The 20,587-nt window shown below is 44.4% G+C and carries 27 protein-coding genes; 4 read left to right on the forward strand and 23 right to left on the reverse strand.

What is annotated here, in order from left to right; translation table 11 throughout:
• Positions 1 to 192 precede the first annotated feature (192 nt).
• From ABWT76_RS19070 to rplC, 20 genes are all read right to left on the reverse strand, one after another.
• A complete protein-coding gene (locus tag ABWT76_RS19070; protein WP_054469446.1) occupies positions 193 to 747 on the reverse strand; it encodes an adenylate kinase in 555 nt (184 codons plus the stop codon).
• Between the two features lie 11 nt (positions 748 to 758).
• The gene (gene secY / locus ABWT76_RS19075) at positions 759 to 2,063 is read right to left on the reverse strand and encodes a preprotein translocase subunit SecY (protein WP_054469431.1); all 1,305 of its coding nucleotides are present in this window, start codon (positions 2,061 to 2,063) and stop codon (positions 759 to 761) included.
• 142 nt (positions 2,064 to 2,205) lie between these two features.
• The gene (rplO, locus tag ABWT76_RS19080; protein ID WP_054469430.1) at positions 2,206 to 2,664 is read right to left on the reverse strand and encodes a 50S ribosomal protein L15; all 459 of its coding nucleotides are present in this window, start codon (positions 2,662 to 2,664) and stop codon (positions 2,206 to 2,208) included.
• Between the two features lie 34 nt (positions 2,665 to 2,698).
• Positions 2,699 to 3,226 (reverse strand): 30S ribosomal protein S5, encoded by a 528-nt coding sequence (rpsE, locus tag ABWT76_RS19085; protein ID WP_054469429.1) that lies wholly within the window; start codon positions 3,224 to 3,226, stop codon positions 2,699 to 2,701.
• A 106-nt stretch (positions 3,227 to 3,332) separates the two neighbouring features.
• Positions 3,333 to 3,695, reverse strand: a complete 363-nt coding sequence (gene rplR, locus ABWT76_RS19090; protein ID WP_054469428.1) for a 50S ribosomal protein L18 — start codon at positions 3,693 to 3,695, stop codon at positions 3,333 to 3,335.
• Between the two features lie 3 nt (positions 3,696 to 3,698).
• Positions 3,699 to 4,238, reverse strand: a complete 540-nt coding sequence (gene rplF, locus ABWT76_RS19095) for a 50S ribosomal protein L6 (protein WP_054469427.1) — start codon at positions 4,236 to 4,238, stop codon at positions 3,699 to 3,701.
• 94 nt (positions 4,239 to 4,332) lie between these two features.
• A complete protein-coding gene (gene rpsH / locus ABWT76_RS19100; protein WP_054469426.1) occupies positions 4,333 to 4,734 on the reverse strand; it encodes a 30S ribosomal protein S8 in 402 nt (133 codons plus the stop codon).
• Positions 4,735 to 4,756: 22 nt separating this feature from the next.
• Positions 4,757 to 5,302 (reverse strand): 50S ribosomal protein L5, encoded by a 546-nt coding sequence (rplE, locus tag ABWT76_RS19105; RefSeq protein WP_054469425.1) that lies wholly within the window; start codon positions 5,300 to 5,302, stop codon positions 4,757 to 4,759.
• A gap of 106 nt (positions 5,303 to 5,408) precedes the next feature.
• Complete coding sequence (gene rplX / locus ABWT76_RS19110; protein ID WP_054469424.1) at positions 5,409 to 5,759, reverse strand: 50S ribosomal protein L24; 351 nt, start codon at positions 5,757 to 5,759, stop codon at positions 5,409 to 5,411.
• On the reverse strand, positions 5,759 to 6,124 hold the full coding sequence (gene rplN, locus ABWT76_RS19115) for a 50S ribosomal protein L14 (RefSeq protein WP_054469423.1): 366 nt from the start codon (positions 6,122 to 6,124) through the stop codon (positions 5,759 to 5,761). The genes rplX and rplN overlap by 1 nt, the downstream gene beginning before the upstream one ends.
• An 18-nt stretch (positions 6,125 to 6,142) precedes the next feature.
• On the reverse strand, positions 6,143 to 6,400 hold the full coding sequence (rpsQ, locus tag ABWT76_RS19120; RefSeq protein ID WP_054469422.1) for a 30S ribosomal protein S17: 258 nt from the start codon (positions 6,398 to 6,400) through the stop codon (positions 6,143 to 6,145).
• Between the two features lie 23 nt (positions 6,401 to 6,423).
• Positions 6,424 to 6,645, reverse strand: coding sequence for a 50S ribosomal protein L29 (rpmC, locus tag ABWT76_RS19125; RefSeq protein WP_054469421.1), 222 nt, complete (start codon positions 6,643 to 6,645; stop codon positions 6,424 to 6,426).
• A 4-nt stretch (positions 6,646 to 6,649) separates the two neighbouring features.
• A complete protein-coding gene (rplP, locus tag ABWT76_RS19130; RefSeq protein WP_054469420.1) occupies positions 6,650 to 7,069 on the reverse strand; it encodes a 50S ribosomal protein L16 in 420 nt (139 codons plus the stop codon).
• 60 nt (positions 7,070 to 7,129) lie between these two features.
• Positions 7,130 to 7,861 carry a 30S ribosomal protein S3 gene (rpsC, locus tag ABWT76_RS19135; protein WP_054469419.1) on the reverse strand — a complete coding sequence of 244 codons (732 nt, stop codon included), beginning with the start codon at positions 7,859 to 7,861 and terminating at the stop codon, positions 7,130 to 7,132.
• A gap of 61 nt (positions 7,862 to 7,922) precedes the next feature.
• Positions 7,923 to 8,285 (reverse strand): 50S ribosomal protein L22, encoded by a 363-nt coding sequence (gene rplV / locus ABWT76_RS19140; RefSeq protein WP_054469418.1) that lies wholly within the window; start codon positions 8,283 to 8,285, stop codon positions 7,923 to 7,925.
• 89 nt (positions 8,286 to 8,374) lie between these two features.
• Entirely contained in the window at positions 8,375 to 8,653 is a 279-nt protein-coding gene (rpsS, locus tag ABWT76_RS19145) for a 30S ribosomal protein S19 (RefSeq protein ID WP_054469417.1), read from the reverse strand.
• A 101-nt stretch (positions 8,654 to 8,754) separates the two neighbouring features.
• Complete coding sequence (gene rplB / locus ABWT76_RS19150) at positions 8,755 to 9,621, reverse strand: 50S ribosomal protein L2 (RefSeq protein ID WP_054469416.1); 867 nt, start codon at positions 9,619 to 9,621, stop codon at positions 8,755 to 8,757.
• Positions 9,622 to 9,721: 100 nt separating this feature from the next.
• The gene (locus ABWT76_RS19155; RefSeq protein ID WP_054469415.1) at positions 9,722 to 10,030 is read right to left on the reverse strand and encodes a 50S ribosomal protein L23; all 309 of its coding nucleotides are present in this window, start codon (positions 10,028 to 10,030) and stop codon (positions 9,722 to 9,724) included.
• A complete protein-coding gene (rplD, locus tag ABWT76_RS19160) occupies positions 10,023 to 10,655 on the reverse strand; it encodes a 50S ribosomal protein L4 (RefSeq protein WP_054469414.1) in 633 nt (210 codons plus the stop codon). Before rplD ends, ABWT76_RS19155 begins: the two co-directional genes overlap by 8 nt.
• Before the next feature lie 125 nt (positions 10,656 to 10,780).
• Positions 10,781 to 11,458 carry a 50S ribosomal protein L3 gene (gene rplC / locus ABWT76_RS19165; protein ID WP_054469413.1) on the reverse strand — a complete coding sequence of 226 codons (678 nt, stop codon included), beginning with the start codon at positions 11,456 to 11,458 and terminating at the stop codon, positions 10,781 to 10,783.
• Positions 11,459 to 12,810: 1,352 nt separating this feature from the next.
• On the opposite strand from rplC, the gene ndhN reads away from it, so the two are divergent.
• From ndhN to ABWT76_RS19185, 4 genes are all read left to right on the forward strand, one after another.
• Positions 12,811 to 13,269 (forward strand): NAD(P)H-quinone oxidoreductase subunit N, encoded by a 459-nt coding sequence (ndhN, locus tag ABWT76_RS19170; RefSeq protein ID WP_054469412.1) that lies wholly within the window; start codon positions 12,811 to 12,813, stop codon positions 13,267 to 13,269.
• A 295-nt stretch (positions 13,270 to 13,564) separates the two neighbouring features.
• Positions 13,565 to 14,170 (forward strand): VWA domain-containing protein, encoded by a 606-nt coding sequence (locus ABWT76_RS19175; RefSeq protein ID WP_054469445.1) that lies wholly within the window; start codon positions 13,565 to 13,567, stop codon positions 14,168 to 14,170.
• 27 nt (positions 14,171 to 14,197) lie between these two features.
• Positions 14,198 to 14,803 carry a VWA domain-containing protein gene (locus tag ABWT76_RS19180; RefSeq protein WP_354636425.1) on the forward strand — a complete coding sequence of 202 codons (606 nt, stop codon included), beginning with the start codon at positions 14,198 to 14,200 and terminating at the stop codon, positions 14,801 to 14,803.
• Between the two features lie 146 nt (positions 14,804 to 14,949).
• Positions 14,950 to 15,456: a salt stress protein, Slr1339 family gene (locus ABWT76_RS19185; RefSeq protein ID WP_054469411.1), complete on the forward strand. Its 507-nt coding sequence runs from the start codon at positions 14,950 to 14,952 to the stop codon at positions 15,454 to 15,456.
• Between the two features lie 42 nt (positions 15,457 to 15,498).
• On the opposite strand, the gene ABWT76_RS19190 is transcribed toward ABWT76_RS19185, so the two are convergent.
• The 3 genes from ABWT76_RS19190 to xth all read right to left on the reverse strand — a co-directional run bounded on the left by ABWT76_RS19190 (position 15,499) and on the right by xth (position 20,585).
• Positions 15,499 to 16,332 carry a DUF928 domain-containing protein gene (locus tag ABWT76_RS19190; RefSeq protein WP_054469410.1) on the reverse strand — a complete coding sequence of 278 codons (834 nt, stop codon included), beginning with the start codon at positions 16,330 to 16,332 and terminating at the stop codon, positions 15,499 to 15,501.
• 442 nt (positions 16,333 to 16,774) lie between these two features.
• A complete protein-coding gene (locus ABWT76_RS19195; RefSeq protein WP_354634803.1) occupies positions 16,775 to 19,516 on the reverse strand; it encodes a CHAT domain-containing protein in 2,742 nt (913 codons plus the stop codon).
• A gap of 241 nt (positions 19,517 to 19,757) precedes the next feature.
• Positions 19,758 to 20,585 (reverse strand): exodeoxyribonuclease III, encoded by an 828-nt coding sequence (gene xth / locus ABWT76_RS19200; RefSeq protein WP_190879914.1) that lies wholly within the window; start codon positions 20,583 to 20,585, stop codon positions 19,758 to 19,760.
• Positions 20,586 to 20,587 lie beyond the last annotated feature (2 nt).

Consider the following 20,587-nt stretch of genomic DNA (forward strand, 5'->3'; position numbering starts at 1 on the left):
AATAATGACGCATTTAGTTTTAGAACTTGCCAGCAGTAGAAGCCAAACGTTTATACACCTTAGCCCGGACTATCTGGATGTCAATTTCTGGAAATTTTATGAGAGCAACCAGTCAAGTAATTTCCCAAGAAACTGAATGACTGGCAAGCTCTCTGATTGGTGAGTGAGACATTAAAGAAAGAATTAATCGGATTACGGATGAATCACCTTTGTCAACTCTGAAGTCACCTCATCCATTGACAAATTGCCATTCACCGAAACAAGCTGATTCCGTTCCCGATAGTAATCAATCACCGGAGCGGTTTCGTGATGATAAATTTCCAACCGATGTCGAATGGTTTGTTCATTATCATCTTTGCGTCCCCGTCCCAACATCCTAGAGACCAAGGTTTCGTCTGGGACTTCCAGATTCAGCACACAATTGCACCTTTGATGAATTTCTGCTAAAAGATGATCCAAAAAAGATGCCTGAGAAACAGTACGGGGGAATCCATCAAGAATCCATCCCTTCGCCACATCATCATCTTCCAGACGATGCAGAACCAGGTCTAACATCAGATCATCAGGAACTAAATCCCCCTGATCCATATATTCTTGAGCTTTTTTACCCAGAGGAGTTTGCTCTTGCACAGCAGTACGCAGCAGATCCCCAGTAGAAATATGCGGAATTTCATAGAGATTAGCCAATCGCATGGCTTGAGTTCCTTTTCCCGCTCCTGGTGGCCCCAAAAAAATTAAGCGTGAAATTAAGCCGGTCACTACTGTTTCACCATTCCTTCATAACGCTGGGAAATCACATAAGTCTGGATTTGCTTCGCCGTATCAATGGCCACACCGACAATAATCAGCAGTGAAGTGGCACCCAGACCGCGAAATGTCTGCACTCTGGTTGCACTTTCCACCGCTGTGGGTACAATTGCCACCAGACCGAGAAAAATCGCCCCCAAAAAAGTCAAGCGATTCAACACCCGTTCTATATACTCGCTAGTCGTGCGTCCAGGACGAATTCCAGGAATACTAGCCCCCATCTTCTTCAAATTTTGAGCCATATCCACAGGATTGATAATCAAAGAAGCGTAGAAATAGCTGAAGAAAAGAATGAGCAGTAGATAAAACGAGACATAAAGCCAAGGCGTTGGACCACCTGGACTCAAGTAATTAGCCACTTGAATTAAAAAAGAATTATTGGCAAATTCTGCCAAAGATCCAGGGAGAATCAAAACCGCCGAAGCAAAGATAATTGGCATAACGCCACCTTGATTCAAGCGCAGGGGTAAATAGCTACTCCGCTCACGGTAAAGCTTTCGTCCCACCTGGCGTCGGGCGGATAAAATCGGAATTCTGCGGGTTCCTTCTTGGACAAAAACAATCCCGACAATCATAATCAGGAACACCAAAAGCAGAAGAATCACCCGACCAACAATCGCTTGATCTTGTTGAGCCAGTTCAATGGTTTGACCCAAAGATCGTGGCAGAACTGCCACAATATTCAGAAAAATTAACAGAGAAGCCCCATTGCCAACACCCCGCTCAGTAATCAGTTCAGAAACCCACATGACAAACATGGATCCTGCGGTCAGAGCGAGAGCGGTTTTAAACAAGAATACTGGGCCGGGGTTTTCCGCATAAGAGCTAACCCAAATGGCAATCCCAGTGCTTTGCAGCAAAGCCCATCCTAAAGAGACATAACGAGTAATCTGAGAGATTTTTCGCCGTCCTGCTTCCCCTTCATTTTTCTGCAAATCTTCCAAACTAGGCAAAGCAGCCGTTAAAAGTTGAATGATAATCGAAGCATTAATGTAAGGCAAAATGCCTAAAGCAAAAATTCCTAACGCCCGTAAGCCCCCGCCAGAAAATAAATCTAAAAAACCGATTAATGGGCTACCACTGACGTTTTGTTCAAATGCTTCTCGATCAATGCCTGGAACTGGTAAAAAGACCCCAAACCGCACTAAAATTAACATGCCAACGGTGACAAGCAGCCGACCTCTAAGGCCAGCTGCTTGAGCCATCTGCATAAAAGTCTCCTGAGCCGTTGGTGCCTTATCTCTACTAACAACCATTAAGGAGTCCCTCTACTTATAATTGCAGTGGCATCGCCAGGGTTAAGCACTTAAGCTGACATAAGGTATTTGACCTTATGTCATCATTAGCCGCTTGATTGGTTAGTTCATCTCTCAAGATGAATAATGCCCGCATCCTCTGCTAACCCCTAGCGGTATCCACAATTTCGCAACTCCCCCCTGCGGCTGAAATCTTGGCACGGGCATTAGCGGTAAAAGCAGCGGCTTTCACATGCAGGGCAACATTGAGTTCCCCATCACCCAAGATTTTCAGAGGGCCGTCATTGGTTGTAACAATGCCAGCCTCCATCAATGAGGCAAGTGTCACCTCACTGTTGGCAGAGAGAGATGCTAATTTACTGACATTAATAATAGTGTAATGTTTTCGATTGATGACAGTAAAGTGTTTTAGTTTAGGTATGCGACGATAAAGAGGCTGTTGTCCGCCTTCAAATCCGGGTCTAGTGCTGCCACCTGACCTAGATTTTTGACCGCGCATTCCCTTACCGGAACTCGCACCTTGACCAGCCGAAATCCCCCGTCCTAAACGTCGAGGACGCTTTGATGAGCCTTTTTTTGGCTGTACATCTTGCAATCTCATTACTTAAAACCCCTCCCGAGTAGGAACTTAAAATTTATGATGCATAGAGCTTTTCGATCGCAATCCCACGTTCTTGTGCCACATCCGCTAATGTGCGAAGACTATCGAGGGCTTCAACTGCTGCTCTAGCATTATTTAGAGGATTGCTGGAACCAAGTTGCTTGGCCAAAATATTGCGAACTCCGGCCAACTCTAAAACTGTTCTGACCGCTCCACCAGCAATTACACCAGTACCAGGGGCAGCCGGTCTCATAATCACTTTGGCTCCGCCACTGCTCCCATTGGCTGGGTGGGGAATTGAATTAGATTTATTCAGGGGTACATCAACTAGGTGCTTTTTGCCATCGGCCACCCCTTTTTTGACGGCGCCGATCACATCACCGGCTTTGCCAACACCTACACCGACTTGACCGCGTTCGTTACCGACAACCACCACAGCCCGGAAACTGAGTTTTTTACCGCCCTTTACCACTTTGGTAACGCGACGAATCTGAACTACCCGCTCTTGCCAATCGGTTTCTTTTTCCCGATTACGACTACTTTTTTTCCGACGATCTGCCATAATTTTGTCCGTTATCAGTGTTTCGTTTGCCGTGTACCGTTGACGCTTGATGAACTCTTTACATTTATTTAAAAAGGGAAGGTCAACGGGTCAACTTCCTGGATGATTAAAAATCCAAACCAGCTTCACGAGCCGCATCAGCTAAAGATTTAATCCGGCCATGATAAAGATTACCACCCCGATCAAAAACCACTTTTTCGATGCCTTTTGCTTTAGCACGTTGGGCAATCAGTTGCCCAACTTGAGCCGAAGCATCACAGGTAGCACCAGTGCTTAATTCAGGTTTTAATTCATGATCCAAAGTTGAGGCAGATACTAGGGTATGGTGCTTGGTATCGTCGATCACTTGAGCATAAATATGCTTATTTGACCGAAACACTGCCAAACGAGGACGTTCTGATGTCCCAAAGACCTTGCGCCGGACGCGCTGATGCCGACGCTGAATAAATTCCTTACGAGTCAGCTTCATAATCTATTTCTTCCCTGCCTTGCCAGCTTTAAGTTTAATCACTTCGCCCTCATAGCGAATGCCTTTACCTTTGTAAACTTCTGGGGGGCGTACCGCACGGATTCGAGCCGCTTGATTACCAACCAATTCTTTATCAATGCCGCTGACTATGACATTGGTATTGGTTTCTACGGCCAACTGGATGCCTTCAGGGGGAACAATCTCTACAGGTTTACTGTAACCAACGTTTAAAATCAGATTTCGGCCTTGGATTTGCGCCCGATAGCCAACTCCCTGAATTAATAAACGTTTTTGAAAGCCTTTGGAGACCCCCTCAACCATATTCGCAACCAATGTGCGAGACAAACCATGACGTTGACGGGCATTGCGAGATTCATCTCGCCGTTTCACCATCAGGGTATCATCCTGTTGTTCCACGATGACTTCAGGTGGTAGCTCTCTAGTGAGAGTCCCCTTTGCCCCTTTGACGGATACGTTCTGCCCCTCGATGGTAACCGTCACTTTGTCAGGAACTTTGATGGGGCGCTTACCAATTCGAGACATAAATCTTGTTACTCCTTGAGAATTTAGAATTCATAATTCAGTTTTTTTCAGGAAACTGTCCTGTGTGCGAAAAGCTGAATGCATGAGTTCTTTTCTACCAGACATAAGCCAGCACTTCTCCACCCAAGCCTTGGCTGCGGGCATCTCTGTCGGTCATAATTCCCGATGATGTCGAAATGATGGCAATGCCAATCCCGCCTAAAACCCGTGGTAACTCTTTCCTATTAGAGTAAACTCGTAAGCCCGGTGTACTTACTCGCTTTAGGGTTTTGATAATAGGCTGACGGTTTTTGCCTTTATATTTCAATGAAATCATCAAGGTTTTTTTGACGCCTTCCCCAACTTCTTTATACTCCGTAATAAAGCCTTCTTCCAAAAGGACTTTGGCAATAGAACGGGTCATTTTTGTTGATGGAACTTCAGTTGTTTGGTGCCTTGCCAGACTAGCATTGCGGATGCGTGTAAGCATATCTGCAATCGTATCGTTAGCCGCCATTATTCCCTCCTTAATTAACCCGCTATTTGTCCCGGAAGGGCATACCCATTTCTTTGAGCAAGGCGCGGCCCTCTTCGTCTGTGTTTGCCGTTGTGACGATTGAAATGTCCATTCCTCGGATTTGATCGATGCGATCGTATTCTATTTCTGGAAAAATTAGCTGTTCTCTCAAGCCTAGGTTGTAGTTGCCTCGGCCATCAAAGCTTTTTGGACTAATGCCGCGAAAATCCCGAATTCTTGGTAATGCTAAGTTGATCAAGCGATCCAAAAATGCATACATCCGGTCGGAACGAAGTGTCACCATGACGCCAATCGGCATTCCTTGACGGATTTTAAATCCGGCGATCGCCTTCTTTGCCCGAGTAACAACTGGCTTTTGACCCGTGATCAGAGCAATTTCTTGAATCGATGATTCCAGAGCTTTGGCATTCTGAGAGGCATCACCTAAGCCTCGGTTGACAGTGACTTTCACCACCTTCGGCACCTGATGGATGTTCTTGTAGCTAAATTGTTCCATCAATTTGGCTACAATTTTATCTTCATACCGATTTTTGAGTGTTTCTGACATAGTTTTTTAGGGTTTTACTTTTCCTGGTCTTTGTCAGGATCGTGATATACTTTTGCCCAATTTTTAGTGGCTTTTCCATAAATTTTGGGCGTTTTTTTGTTGTGCTTTAGTCAATAATTTCACCAGTTTTTTTGAGCATACGCACTTTCCGTCCTTCTTCGGTGAAAGTGTAGCAGACTCGGCTGGCTACTTCATTTTTAGTCGAATAAAGCATCACGTTAGAGCTATGAATCGGCGACTCAAAAGTTTCGATTCTACCGGATTCACCCTCTTGTTGAGGTTTGACGTGCTTAGTTCTAATATTCACGCCTTTCACAACCACTTGGCTAGTCTTGGGAAGTGCTTTAATAATTTCGCCAATTTTGCCTTTTTCTTTGCCAGCAATCACTTGTACAGTGTCACCTTTTTTAACGTGCATCTTGTAAGTGTTGGGCGCTTTGCTTTGCTTGGTCGCCATCAGAGTACCTCCGGCGCTAAGGAAACAATTTTAGTGTAGTTTTTATCGCGTAATTCGCGAGCCACCGGACCAAAAACGCGAGTTCCTTTGGGGTTCCCATCTTGGTTCACAATCACGGCAGCGTTGTCGTCGAACCGAATGCTCATACCACTGGAACGGCGAATTCCTTTACGAGTACGCACGACAACGGCTCTAACGATATCGGACTTTTTCACTGCCATATTGGGAATGGCATCTTTAACCACGGCAATAATTACATCACCTACACCTGCGTAAGTTCTGTTGCCACCTAAAACCCGGATGCACATTAATTTACGAGCTCCGCTGTTATCGGCAACATTAAGATAAGACTCTTTCTGAATCACCTTCAGTCTCCCTTTTTCCTAGCGTCCGCTGTCGCTGGTCTGATTAAGAATTTCGATGACCTTCCAGCGTTTGGTTTTACTCAGCGGTCGAGTTTCCTGAATTCGGACGCGATCGCCTTCATTACACTGGTTGTCCTCGTCGTGAGCTTTATAGCGCTTGGTTTTAACGACGATTTTTCCGTATTTAGCGTTGGGGGCGCGGTTTTCCACCGCCACCACCACCGTTTTATTCATTTTGTTGCTTACAACTAAGCCGACTCGTTCTTTAACTGCCATTGCAACTTACTCCTTAATCACCATTAACTCTCAACTGATTTCTGTTGGCTACGTTTTCTTTCCGATTCAACGGTTAGTAATTGAGCCAGCCGATGTTGAGCATGAGTGAATTCGTGAGTTTTCTCCAAACGGCGAGTTGCTTTTTGCAAACGAAGTTCAAATAGCTGTCGCTTTACGGTGATAACTTCCTTGACGATTTCTTCGTCGCTCAAAGCTCGCACTTCTGAAATCTTAGGCAATGCCATAATCTTAAGACTTCTCCTCTTCTCTGGTGATTACCTTGGTCTTAATCGGCAATTTATAAGCCGCCAATCTCATAGCCTCACGGGCTGTTGATTCTGGCACACCGCCAATTTCAAATAAAACTCGACCGGGCTTAATCACGGCGACCCAATACTCTGGGGAACCCTTACCAGAACCCATCCGGGTTTCTGCTGGACGCATAGTAACGGGTTTATCTGGAAACACACGAATCCAGATTTTGCCACCTCTGCGGATATAACGAGTCATTGCTCTACGGCTGGCCTCGATTTGTCGAGAGGTCATCCAGCAGGGTTCTAGAGCTTGTAAGGCAAACTCGCCAAAGTTGACTTGATTACCCCTTGTGGCTAGGCCCCTCATTCTTCCCCGCTGTTGCTTGCGGAATTTAGTTCTTCTAGGACTTAACATGACTTTTCTCCTGGGTTATTCCTGAGTGCAAAAACAAAGAATTATTTGTTTAACCTTTGTTTAACCTTCACCCGATCGGTCTTCAAATTGTTGGCGACGACCCTTCCGGCGTCGCGGACCTCCTGCACCGATGGCAGCGTTTTGTTCATCTTGTCCAGGAATAATTTCCCCTTTGAATATCCAAACTTTCACCCCAAGAATGCCATAAATGGTTTTGGCGGTGCAGTAAGCGTACTCAATATCCGCTCTCAAGGTATGAAGCGGCACCCGACCTTCCCGAGTCCATTCAGTGCGAGCAATTTCTGCCCCATTGAGGCGTCCACTGACTTGCACTTTGATCCCTTCTACCCCAGCTTTTTGGGCGCGTGTAATGGCTTGGCGGACTACTCGGCGGAAAGAAACCCGCCGTTCTAACTGTTGAGCAATATATTCCCCAATCAGGGTGGCATCAGCATCTACTTTGGCAACTTCCACCACGTTGATGCGGATTTGTCGATTGCTATTGCCTAACAATTCTTGTAAACCCGTTCGCAACGACTCAATCCCCGTGCCACCACGTCCAACCACAACCCCGGGTCGAGCGGTGCGGACTTCCAAATCAATTTGGTCGGCTTTTCGCTCAATGCGGACTTGAGAAATTCCCGCATTATTGAGGGTTTTTTGCACGTACTCGCGGATTACAAAGTCTTCTTGCAATAATTCTGAGTAGCGATTGCCATCGGCATACCAACGAGAACGATGTTCTTGAGTCGTTCCCAGCCGAAAGCCAATTGGATGAATCTTCTGTCCCACGGATAAAATCCCTTTAATGTTGTGCTGATTTATTCTTGGTTTATGACCGAAGAAGTCATAATTAATCTTCTTTTTCTTCAGGAGCCACTTTCACAGTAATGTGACAGCTTGGCTTGCGAATCATGTAAGCACGACCCTGGGCGCGAGGGCGATAACGCTTCAAGCTAGGGCCGCCGTCAGCAGATGCTTGAGAGACAACTAAGGTTGCCGGGTCTAAGCCAGCATTATGCTCGGCATTGGCAACTGCTGAACGCAGAACTTTTAGCACAGGATCACAAGCGCGGTAAGGCATGAATTCCAAGATAATCAACGCTTCTCTGTAGGAGCGACCGCGAATTTGATCGAGAACTCGTCGCACCTTATAGGGAGACATCCGAATGTAACGGGCGACAGCTTTTACTTCTTTAGTAGTATCAATAGGCATAGATTTCTCCTGTTGAATCCGGAATTGAATTTTGAATCATGGCTTGTGAATCTAGACAAAATGCCTACGCAAAATTCAAAATTCCCCCATTACCTCCGGGCTTTTTTATCACTTTTTGAATGTCCCCTAAAGGTGCGTGTTGGAGCAAATTCTCCCAGCTTGTGACCCACCATTTGTTCAGAAATATACACAGGCACGTGCTGCCGGCCATTATGAACGGCAATGGTATGCCCTACCATATCTGGAATGATGGTTGAAGCTCTTGACCAGGTTTTTACAACCTGTTTTTCACCTTTTTCATTCAATTTTTCTATTTTTGTTAGGAGATGGTCGGCAACAAAAGGCCCTTTTTTTAGAGAACGACCCATAGTCTTTAATGTCTAAATTTTGATCAGAATGAACGAACAATTAAGGCGTCACTAATTGATTGACGATTAATTCAGATTGACTCCTAAGAATCCATTCTGGATTAAACATTTCTGCCGCCCCGACGCCGCTTGGAAGAACTGCGACGACGACGGACAATCAAAGAGTTGCTTAATTTCTTTTTCTTCCGAGTTTTTGCGCCTAAAGCTGGTTTGCCCCAAGGGGTTACCGGTCCACTCCTGCCGATTGGTGCCCGACCTTCACCACCACCATGAGGGTGATCTACGGGGTTCATCACACTGCCTCGAACCTGTGGTCTGCGACCTTTCCAACGATTTCGGCCAGCTTTACCGATCTTGATGTTTCTGGCATCAATGTTGCCAACTTGACCGATGGTGGCGTAGCAATCTTTGCGGAATTTTCTGAATTCACCAGAAGGTAATTGCAGGGTGACAAATTCACCTTCTTTTGCTTTGATTGTCGCGCAGGCTCCGGCACTTCTCACCATTTGTCCACCTCGACCTGGTGTGAGTTCTACGTTGTGGACACTGGTGCCTTCAGGAATATTGCTCAGTGGCAAGGCATTGCCAATATTGTCCACCGGTGAGTTCGGTCCAGCGATGACCACGGTGCCAACTTTTAACCCTTCAGGATGAAGGATGTACCGCTTTTCTCCATCTTGATATTGGAGCAGAGCGATTCTGGCGTTACGATTGGGATCGTATTCAATTTCTACGACTTGGGCAGGGATATTGTGCTTGTCGCGGCGAAAGTCGATCATTCGATATAGACGCTTGTGACCACCACCGCGATGTCGGCAGGTGATGATGCCACGATTGTTCCGGCCTTTGGCACGGTGAATCCATACCGTTAGGGATTTTTCTGGCTCATTCCTGGTGATTTCCGCAAAGTCTGAACCTGACTTTTGGCGACTACCAGGAGTGTATGGCCGATAAAAACGAATACCCATAACTGGAGAATTTTTTCCTGACAATTGTTTGGTCTACGGATGAGACATGGATGTCTCTAAAATGTCGATCGCTTTTGAGGCGATCGCCTCGGAAAACTGATTAGACTTCCGGGAAGAAGATATTCTGTAAAGAATAGCCTTCTGCCAATGTCACAATTGCTCTCTTATATTGCGACCGATAGCCGACAAATTTACCAACTCTGCGTTGTTTACGCGGCGGTTGATGGGTGTTAACACTCTGAACTTTGACGTCAAAGATTTGTTCGATCGCTGCTTGAATTTCTGGCTTTTTGGCTTTAGAAACAACATCAAATGTGTATTTGTTTTGTTCCATTAGCATAGTCGCCTTTTCAGTCAGGATCGGGCGAATGACTAAATCTATGATGTCGCGAGCATGATATTTAGTCACTGTAAACCTCCTGAATTTTAGCAATCGCCGCTGCGGTCGTTACAATTTTGTCCGCTTCTAGCACATCATAAACATTCAGACTATCTGCCGGAATCATCTTCAAGGAAGGTACATTACGAGCGGACAAATAAATGTTTTCTGCAGGTTCTGCTAAAACTAATAGCACTTTTGCGTTAGATTCGATGCCCCAGCGATTCAAAGCACTCATTAGTTCTTTGGTTTTAGGCCGTGGCAGATTTTCCGCAAAACTTTCTACTACAATTAAGTCTTCGTAACGACTCTGAAACGCGGTTCTCAATGCTAACCGACGTTCTTTGCGGTTCATTTTGATGCCATAATCTCTGGGTTGCGGCCCAAAGATCACACCGCCACCTCTCCAGAGAGGCGATCGAATTGAACCGGCACGAGCTCGCCCTGTTCCTTTTTGTCTCCAGGGTTTTCTGCCCCCGCCTCGGACTTCAGCTCGGGTTTTACTGGCGGCTGTTCCCTGACGACCATTACACATAATCCGTCTGAGAGCCTTGTGGACAATATGAGAAGCATTTTCTTCTACGGCGACTTTTAATTCTAAAGTCGCTTGTCCAACTTCTTCCCCTTGCCAATTTTTTACGACACAGTTAACCATTTCAGATGTCCAAAATATGCCTGTTTGTCGATTGTTGATTGTTGATTGGTGAAATGGTCATTATGGTTGCAAAACAACAAGACGCTCATCACCGACAACGCAACCAACAACAATTTGGGCTTAATTTATTTGCCCACGATTTTGGTCGGGCGAATATTTACCAATGCACCAGGTTTACCGGGCACTGACCCTTTCACGAGAATTAGGTTGCGTTCTTTATCCAGTCGCACCACTGTCAGCTTTCTGGTTGTGACTTGTTTACCACCAAGACGCCCCGCCATTCTTTTCCCAGGATAGACCCGCCCAGGGGTTGTCCCAGCACCAATTGAACCGGGCTGGCGATGATTTTTTGAGCCATGAGACATTGGTCCGCGGCCAAAGTTATTCCGTTTTTGGTTTCCGGCGAAACCCCGACCAATGCTGTTCGATGTCACATCGATGATTTGTCCGGATTCAAAAATATCGACCCCAATTTCCTGACCTAGCTCATAATTTGCTGTGTCTTCTAGGCGATATTCACGCAAGTGACGCAGTAGCGGCGCTCCTGCTTTCCGCAGATGCCCCTGCTCAGGATTTGTCAAATATTTATTGACGGTTTTAGGCGTTTTGGTGTTTAGCTGACGGGTTTTGTCTTTGACTTCACCATAGCCCAACTGAATGGCACTGTAGCCATCAGTTTTTGGTGTTTTAATTTGTGTAACGACGCATGGCCCTGCTTGGATGACAGTGACGGGAATTGCTTTCCCTTCTTCGTCAAATACTTGGGTCATGCCGAGTTTTGTGCCGAGAATACCGACAGACACGGCTTTCTGGTCTCCCCTTTATCTGCACTACAATATGGAGCTTTTCAAGCAAGATCCACAGAATACACAAGCAAGTTCTCCGCTTTTGGGCGGCAAAGTTAGTCTCTTGGTCATCGACCTGAGACGGCTTTGTAGAATTTATGCAATATATCTAGAAGAAGAATAGAAACTATTCTTTGGTCGAGCGATTGCTCTAACCTTGCTTGGTTCTGGCCAGGACTTGAGTAGTAATCTGCTCAGTATCCTTGTACGGCCAATCTGAAAGCGTTGGTTAAGGTTTTTTAGCTAGGATGACGAGCGCTGATTGGCTCTGACTTTCGCTCCTAGATAAATGGATGCCGTTAACTTTGGCGATTTGATTGGCGGACGATATCGCCCATAAGCTCCGGTGGTGACTCTGTAATTAATCGCCGATTCATTGCTTTGGATTCACTTAGGCTGTTGTTCGCTAAAATTAGCTGATAGCGCTTTTAGCTAGTGAGTTTCCTTAATTCCTGAATGGCGATCGCTTAATTTGAGCCACAATTTAACAATATATATAATTTTTAGGCATTTGTCTAGTCTATCAAGAGATTTTTTTGACATTTCCGATCTTAATTTGCAAATTTTTATATAATTTAAATGTGTAATTATTTTTTTTTATTTGAGCAGGGTAGAAAATATGCAAAACGAGTCATAATGGGTAATGGGCTATGGATTTGATGCAGCAGGTAAAAACAGGGCAAAACTCGGGCTTTTTGGTGATAAAATACTGAAACCCGAGGATAGAGGGTCTATTCTGCTATTGGCAGGTTTAAAAAAATAAACATTTAAAATAACTATTTTATTCGAGCATAACCCCTTAGCCTCTATATCTGCTCTATATCTGGTCTATATCTAGGAGAGGCAATGGATGAGTTTGTTCTCCCAGATACTCCCAGATACTCCCAGATACTCCCAGATATCCAGCCAGATACTCCCAGATATCCAGCCAGATATAGAGGGTGGGGTGATGCCCGCTTGGTCAGTGCTGTTTTTTACACATCATTGATCGCTTACAGGAAGATCGGCAGTAGAAGCGGGAAAGCGAACCGCCCCTAAATTGTATTGATGTGTCACCGCCTCGGAACGGCACCCTACAGAGGCGTTGCGTAAGTCCTGACTTAATTAGTAGATATTTAAAAAGACTCGGAGACAGCCGACCAGTTATACTTTTTGAAGATTTTGGTTGTCTTACTCAGTCCGGCGGTGATTGATGAATTTCTTGTCTCCATCTGGGGGAAGATATGAGCAGATTAGCAGATCACCGTTGGTGAGTGAGTCGGCAAGCGAAAACTATCACAATAAAACAGATCGGGTAGAACTTAACATTTATGGCACTGATTACAACTGGCAAGCCACTGATTCGGGATCTGGAAAAAATGGGATCCGTGGCAGTGTATGCGCCTTTAGAAGGAGGATTTGAAGGTCGATATATCCGGCGGCTGAGAGCAGCGGGTTATACGAGTTTATCTCTTTCGGCTCGAGGACTTGGCGATTTGTCGATGTACTTAACTGGAGTTCACGGGGTTCGTCCCCCTCATTTGGGCAAAAAAGATATCCGCACTTATTTTATTCCGCCGATTTTGAATTATCACTTGGAAAAACTGCCACCTAAATCCAAAGGTTTGGTGCTATGGATTCTGGAAGGTTATGTTCTGTCTAGTCAAGAGATTGAATACCTGACGGTTTTACCGAGTCTGGAACCCCGTGTGAAACTGGTGGTGGAAATGGGTGGCGATCGCTCTTTCCGTTGGACTCCGCTCAAAGATATGTTAATTCCCACCGCTTAGAGTGGTGCGCTTAAGTCTAGAAACTCTGACATACTGCTAGGGTTTAATTAAGAAAAAACGAAAGGGAGAAACCCACAGGGAGTGCGATCGCACTCCCTTTTTTCGTGTTAGGACTAAAGGCACGGGAGATTGATGATTCTGTTCATTGAGCAACCATCAACCCTAGCATCCGAGCCGTAACATACTAAAGAATACGAAATAAAATAGAAGAGAAGCATTGACTTATCTGCTATCTCTCCCTATCTCTCATTGAATTTGATCAAAAATCAACAAAAGGATTATGACAGACCCAGGAATTTTGCAAAACCGTGACTACACCCTGATTATTGACAAAAGCGGGAGTATGTCGATCCAGGATCAACCGGGTGGCAGAAGTCGATGGCAAGAGGCTCAGGAGTCTACTTTGGCATTGGCGGCGAAATGTGAAGAGTTCGATCCCGATGGGATTACGGTTTATGTCTTTGCCAGACGCTTTAAGCGGTATGACAATGTGACGGCGAGTAAAGTGACTCAAGTTTTCCAAGAAAATGACCCGATGGGATCTACGGATCTCGCGGCAGTTCTGCAAGATGCGGTGGATAACTATTTTGCTCGGAAAGCAGCCGGTGAAGCTAAAGCTCATGGGGAAACGATCTTGGTGATCACAGACGGGGAGCCTGACGATCGCAAAGCGGTGATGGAAGTGATTATTAAGGCATCTCGAAAGATTGATCGAGATGATGAACTAACGATGTCTTTTATTCAGGTTGGCAAAGATCCACAAGCCCAGCGATTTCTCAAAGCTTTGGATGATGAACTCCAAAGTGTTGGGGCAAAGTTTGACATTGTGGATACGGTGACAATTGATGATATGGAAGATATGACTCTGGCAGAGGTCTTGCTCAATGCCATTATTGACTAGGAGAATTGATCTAACATGGAGGCAAGTATTTTGCAAAATCGTGACTATACCCTGATTATTGATAAAAGCGGCAGTATGTCGATTCCCGATCAACGGGGTGGTCGGACTCGGTGGGAAGAAGCCCAAGAGTCTACTGTGGCGGTGGCGAGAAAATGTGAACAGTTTGATCCCGATGGGATTACGCTGTATTTGTTTTCTGGTCGCTTTACCAGATATGACAATGTGACTTCGAGTGCCGTGGCTCAGATTTTTATGGAAAATGAGCCAATGGGTCGCACGGATCTCGCTGGAGTGCTGCAAGATGCGGTGAATAATTACTTTCACCGCAAAGCCCAAGGCCAAACTAAACCGGAAGGTGAAACCATTTTAGTGGTGACTGATGGGGAACCGGATGACCGGAAGGCGGTGATCCGGGTGATTGTTGAAGCGTCTCGGAAACTCGATCGGGATGAAGAATTGGCGATTTCTATGATTCAGGTCGGCAATGATGCCCAAGCCACCCGATTTCTGAAAGCTTTGGATGATGATCTCCAAGGAATTGGCGCCAAGTTTGACATTGTGGATACGGTGACGATTGATGATATGGAGAATATGACTCTGGCTGAGATGTTGCTGAGTGCGATCGCTGATTAAACTGCCGCTTTAACTAATAATCTGTTAGTTCCTGACTACAGCCCGTTTTCTCTCCAGGGGGAAGACGGGTTTATCGTTGAACCCGCAGAGGAGAAAACACATCGGTTAAAATATGGTAAACGGCAAGTTGTTTTAGAGTGATTTCTATGGATCCTATTGATAAACTTTTGGCTGAGGTGCAGGCAGAATACCAAGAAACCAAGACATCTAATCGGCCACAAAATCTGCAAAATCTGCAAAATCTATTAGAAAAACCAATCGAAAAACCAATCGAAAAACCAAGCGAGAAACCAATCGAGAAACCAATGGGGAAACCAACTCAGAGTTTGCCCAAAGCCACAACATCTTTTACTTCAGATCGAGGATTAGATAATTTGTTGGGTCAGGTGAAATCTGAATTTGACCAAGCCGATCGCTTTGAGGTGGAAAAACGAGCGGAAGAGTTGAAACAAGAAGCCCTGAAACAAGAACAAATTAGAAAGGAAAAACAGGCACAATTAAGGGGGGAAGCAGAGGAGTGGTTAAAGAGTTTAGATCCTTTGTCCGATGAAGGATTCTGGTTTGAACAGTTTGCAGAAAAATATCCGACGAGGTTAGATGCAGCGATCGCTTATTTAGAAGTGATTCCCGCATCTAACCTCGATGCACAATAAGTCATCGATCGGGCTGGATCTTGACTTCAAAGTATTACGGGTTTATTCTGTTTCGGCAATCAATGGTTGTGTCAGCAGTGGTTGATTGGCGATCGCCTCTAACCCCACTGAATCTTGACTTAAAAAATTTGCCCACTGATTGGCATACTGGCTGAAATTTTGCGGCGATTTCCGCCATAGATTCCCTAGAATATTTAAAGAGTCATACCAGATGCCATTTTTGGCATAAAATGCCGCCAATTCGATGCCAGTTTGATTCTGTGGTTGGTTCACAGTCATGGGCAAAGGTTCTACTCGTTTTACCCAGGAAGTAATCCGAGGGCTGTCCGGTCTCATGGTTTGATTACACATCAGTACCATTGACCATTGATAATTTTTACCGATTTCCAGAGAAGGGGCACTTTCGGGCAGCGAAAAGCTAATAATTCCCCCTGTTTGAGGGATAGAAAACTCGTTTTGATAAAGGGTCTGATTGTCTTGATCTATCAGGCTAAAAAATACTCTTTGTGCATTGGTTTCGGGAACATTCGCATAAAAAGTAGGCCGTTCAGCAATCGTTAACCCATGATTATTGTGGGGTATCAGAGGCAAAAAGTTTATCAATAAATTTTGGTTTTGTTCAGCCACATTATCCGATAAGCACAAAGATCCTCCGTCACGAGATGCCCCACCTACTGTATCTGAAGGTTGGTCTTCATCAGGGGGTTCAAAAGTCACTCTTGGTAATGGTTTTATTAATGTCAATGCCTGCTCTTGGCTGGAGAATGAGGCTGGGTTAGCCTGAGTTAATCCCTGATTAATTATAAGCAAAAAATTGAGGGATGCTCCTAGGTAACTCAAAGATAAAAATAAATATTTTTTCGTTGATTTACTCATTTTTTAAACTCCGTTTTTTTTTGTTTTTTTTTATTTAAGCTGGTTTTTGTCAAATAATTGGATGGGTTTATCCTGGCTAGAAAACTATCTAATTGATAATGTTTTTTAAAAAATCGACTGATTAACTATTTATCGGGTTAGACTTATTTTGAGAAATATCAAAAACCCGGTAAATTGAATGTGGAATTGCGGGGAAATCGCCGAGGGCTAAATAGCGGGCGAAGGCGATCGCGCCGCTGCGATGAGATATACGGATTAACCGATTATCAGATATGCAGATGATCTGTCAGGGTTGAACTAATCGGATATGCAGATGATCTGTCAGGGTTGAACTAATCAGAATGGATGATAGAGTAGGGATGCGGGAATTTGTCATCAGGTATGTCTTATTTTATCACAAGCAATATCACAAGCAATATCACAACCAATATCACCAGCAATATCACAACCAATTACCGATGAGGACAAACGGTGCCCAGAAAAAAGGGTGTTGAAATTGACTATTTTTTAAGACCGCAATTTGGGCTTGACGCAATGCTTCGGCTTTGCTGACTTTTGAGGTGGCGATCGCCCGGTAAAATTCACTCATTAACTCTACCGTTGATTCGTCTGACACTGACCACAGGGTGGCTAAGGTACTGCGGGCGCCAGAGCGCACGGCAACCCCGGCTAAACCTAAAGCCGCTCGGTTGTCACCCAAAGCGGTTTGACAAGCACTCAAGACTAATAATTCAATTTGAGAATCCTGACGATCTGAGGTGGGTCTGAGTAATTCATCTAATTCTTGGACATTAATTTTACCATCCCAGGTGAGGAGAAAGGTTTGTTCTGGGTTGGAACTAAATTGACCATGAGTGGCTAAATGCACTATCGGGAAGTGCGATCTATTTATTCTGGATTTCAAGTTAACTTTGGTAAAGTTTTGATTCAAGATGATTTCCCCGTCCACGTTTGCGGCAATTTGCTCTATTTCTAATTCGACTCCTGGTAGGGCGGCGAAATTCTGACGAGGTTTGCTGAGTCCACCGGATAAGACCTGGAGTTTTGTTTGTCGGAGCGATCGCGGGGAGAGTAATTGCAAACCGGGGGCGACAGCAATGGTATATTTTTCGATTAAATACTGTTGACCATCATAAAGAGCAGCCATAGGCAAATTCCGCAGGAAACCATCCAGGACAAAAACTAAAGTTTTGATGTCATTGGTGGCTAAGTCCGCAGCAGCAGGTTGAATTAACCAGTTATATATTTGTTGAGAAATCCGCAGTCGCTCCACGTTGTCATAGGCTGGATTGAGGGATTTTAGCCAGTGTTTCAGTATATTTTCTACTTGATGGGCTGGTATATGGGTTTCGTAGTAACTGAACCGTTGACCGGGCAAGGAAAGAATTACCCCTAAGCGATCGGGTAAAATAATCGGATAAATGACCGCAGCGCTGGGATCGACTTGATCGATTTGTTCGGGAAATACTTCTACACAGCTATTCCGAAAAAAGTTATCCAGTTCTGCGAGGTTTAGTGCTTCGATTATTTCTCTGGCTTGTTGGAGATTTTTTGCGGGATGTGTGCTGATATTTTCTGGGTAATTAAGCGCATCTAACCTCCGTGGGTGAGTTGCAGTATAGTTAGTATTTGTTAATAGCAATGCGACCAGTTCTCGATAGATGGGTTCGACGGTATCTTGAAAGGAAAATTGCAGTTCAGAACCCGCTGCCACCAGTTCTTTGCGGAGAGATTTTAGGGTTTGAAATGCTGAGGTATAAGCAGCGATCGCTTCTGGGATATTTCCTTGTTGTTTGTGAATTCTGCCTAGTTGCCATTGAGCCAGGGCGATAATATCCTGTGCTTGAATTTTTTCGGCTTGAATAATTGCTTGCTCAGTCATTTGACTGGCATCTGTCCATTGGGCTGCTTGTTCGTAAACCGATCCTAATTGCTTCAAAGCATAAGATTCGGCTCGGATATCTTCCAGGTTTCTCGCCCCTTGCACCGCTTGCGCCAAAATTAAGGCAATTTCTTTCAGGTTAATTAGTTGGTTTTGGTTGTTGATATTTGCTTGAGATACTTGATAATGTTTTGCTTTAATTTGAATTATTTTGATTAATTTACTGGCAAAGTTTACTTGGGCGTAAATTGAGAAGCGACTCAACGGTAAGCTGCTCAGAAGCGATTCTATGTGGGGAAGTAAAGCGATCGCTTCTGGCAGTTTTTCGGTTTCAATGAATAAGCTGAGTTGATTGATTTGGACTTCTAATTTACCGATTGTGGTAGTGGCGATGGTGGCAGCTTGTTGATAATATTTTTGGGCAACTTCTGGCTGTTTTAAGGCTCTGGAGGTGTTGCCTAAAGCAATTAATGTAGCACTGATTTCATCGGCGTTGCGAAACTGATGGCGGTTAAGTTGTTGGGATATGGCTAAACTGGTTTCTAATGCTTGTTGCGATCGCTCCCAGGAACCCATAATATATAAAGAAATACCAAAACTGCGTAAGCCTAGGGCTTTAATTGGCGATGCTGGCATCTGTGCCAATGTTTCCTCGATCTGGGTTAAAGTTTGCTGCGATCGCCGATACATTCCCAACTGTTGTAAAGCCTCAGCTTGGTTAATTTTACTGCCTAAAATTCCTTCTATGTCACTGATTTGACTATAGATTTTTTCCCCTTCTTGCCAAGTTTCTAACGCAGCAGCATTTTGCCCTCGATCGAACTGGATATGTCCCCAAGTATTTAATAATAGTGCTTCAACTTTTAGCTTTTTATTAGTCGTTTGCTCCAGGTTATTCAAGAGGTTGCCGCTGGTAAATATTGCCTGTTGTGCGTCTTCCCAATGGCCTAATTCTTGATAAATATTGGCCAGATAGATGCCGATTAATGCTTGACCAAGAAAATCGCGATCGCGTTGATAAATTTCGGCGGCTGACTGCAAAGTGGCGATCGCTTCTCGATACTGTCCACCTTCATATAATCTCTTGCCTCTGGTTAATAATTCGGCAGGATTGATTTCAGCGACTACCGATTTTTTTATATCGGTTGGGGCGGCCTGTTTTTGCCCGGTATTGAAGTTATGGCTAGGAAATGAGTAAGCAACCTGCTGATATTGAGTAATTTGAAAAGTTATTATAAGAGAGATTAAAATATAAATAAATTTATTTTTTAGATTTTTTAAATATTTATTAATGCATTTCATTTTCCCTGTTAAGCGATAAATAATTAACCGAAATTATTGAGGCTCAAACCGATAATCCGGTGATTTGATGCAATTTTAATTCAGCAGGTGGTTTGGTCTGCAAACCTAGAGAATAGGATTTTTAGACCAAACCCCGACATTTTTTCGCAAATCATTGAGAATATTCAGAATTGCGATGGTAGGGCGCATCAACAGCGATCGATAGGTCTAAATTAGACAGAAACCGTAAGTCTGAAAAAATTTAGAGTTCTAGGATAACTGGGGTGTGGTCGCTGGGCTTTTCCCAGGTTCTGGGTTCTTTATCGATTATACAGCTTTGGGCGCGATCGCTTAAATTTTCGGTGAGATAAAAATGGTCAATCCGCCAACCGCGATTTTGGGGAAAGCCGCCGCGACGATAATCCCACCAAGTATAATGTCCAGCATCAGGGTTAAATTTGCGGAAGGCGTCGGTAAAACCGAGATCGAGAATTGCTTGTAAACTCTGGCGTTCTTGTGGGGATGCCATAATCTCTGTATCTTTAGTTTGGCGATAAATATCTCGACTTTCTAAGGCAATATTAAAATCACCGCAAATACAGATATTAGGAGTTGTTTTCAGGGCTACTTCCAGGTACTCGCGCAGTACCTTTAACCATTGCAGTTTATATTCATATTTTTCACTGCCAACCTCACTGCCATTGGGGACATAAAGATTGAGAATCAAAATGTCTTCAAATATGCCAGCGATCGCTCTTTTTTGCTCATCTAATTCAGAAACCCGGTTGCTTGAAGAAACCTCAGAAACTTGAGAAACACGGTTGCTTGAAGAAACCGGGTTTCTATGGGCAAAACCGACGCTGACATTCTGGAGAGGAATTTTGCTAAAAATCGCGACCCCGTTGTAAGATTTTTGCCCGGAAATATAAAGATGATAGGCCAGTTCCTCGAAGGGCGATCGCGGAAAATCAGAGTCAATCACTTTGGTTTCCTGCAAACAAATCACGTCAACGGGATTTTTTTGCAACCAGTTAGTGAGATGTTCTTGACGAGAACGAATTGAGTTAACGTTCCAAGTGGCAATTTTCATTA

It is taken from the genome of Planktothricoides raciborskii GIHE-MW2 (assembly GCF_040564635.1).
Classification (GTDB): Bacteria; Cyanobacteriota; Cyanobacteriia; order Cyanobacteriales; family Laspinemataceae; genus Planktothricoides; species Planktothricoides raciborskii.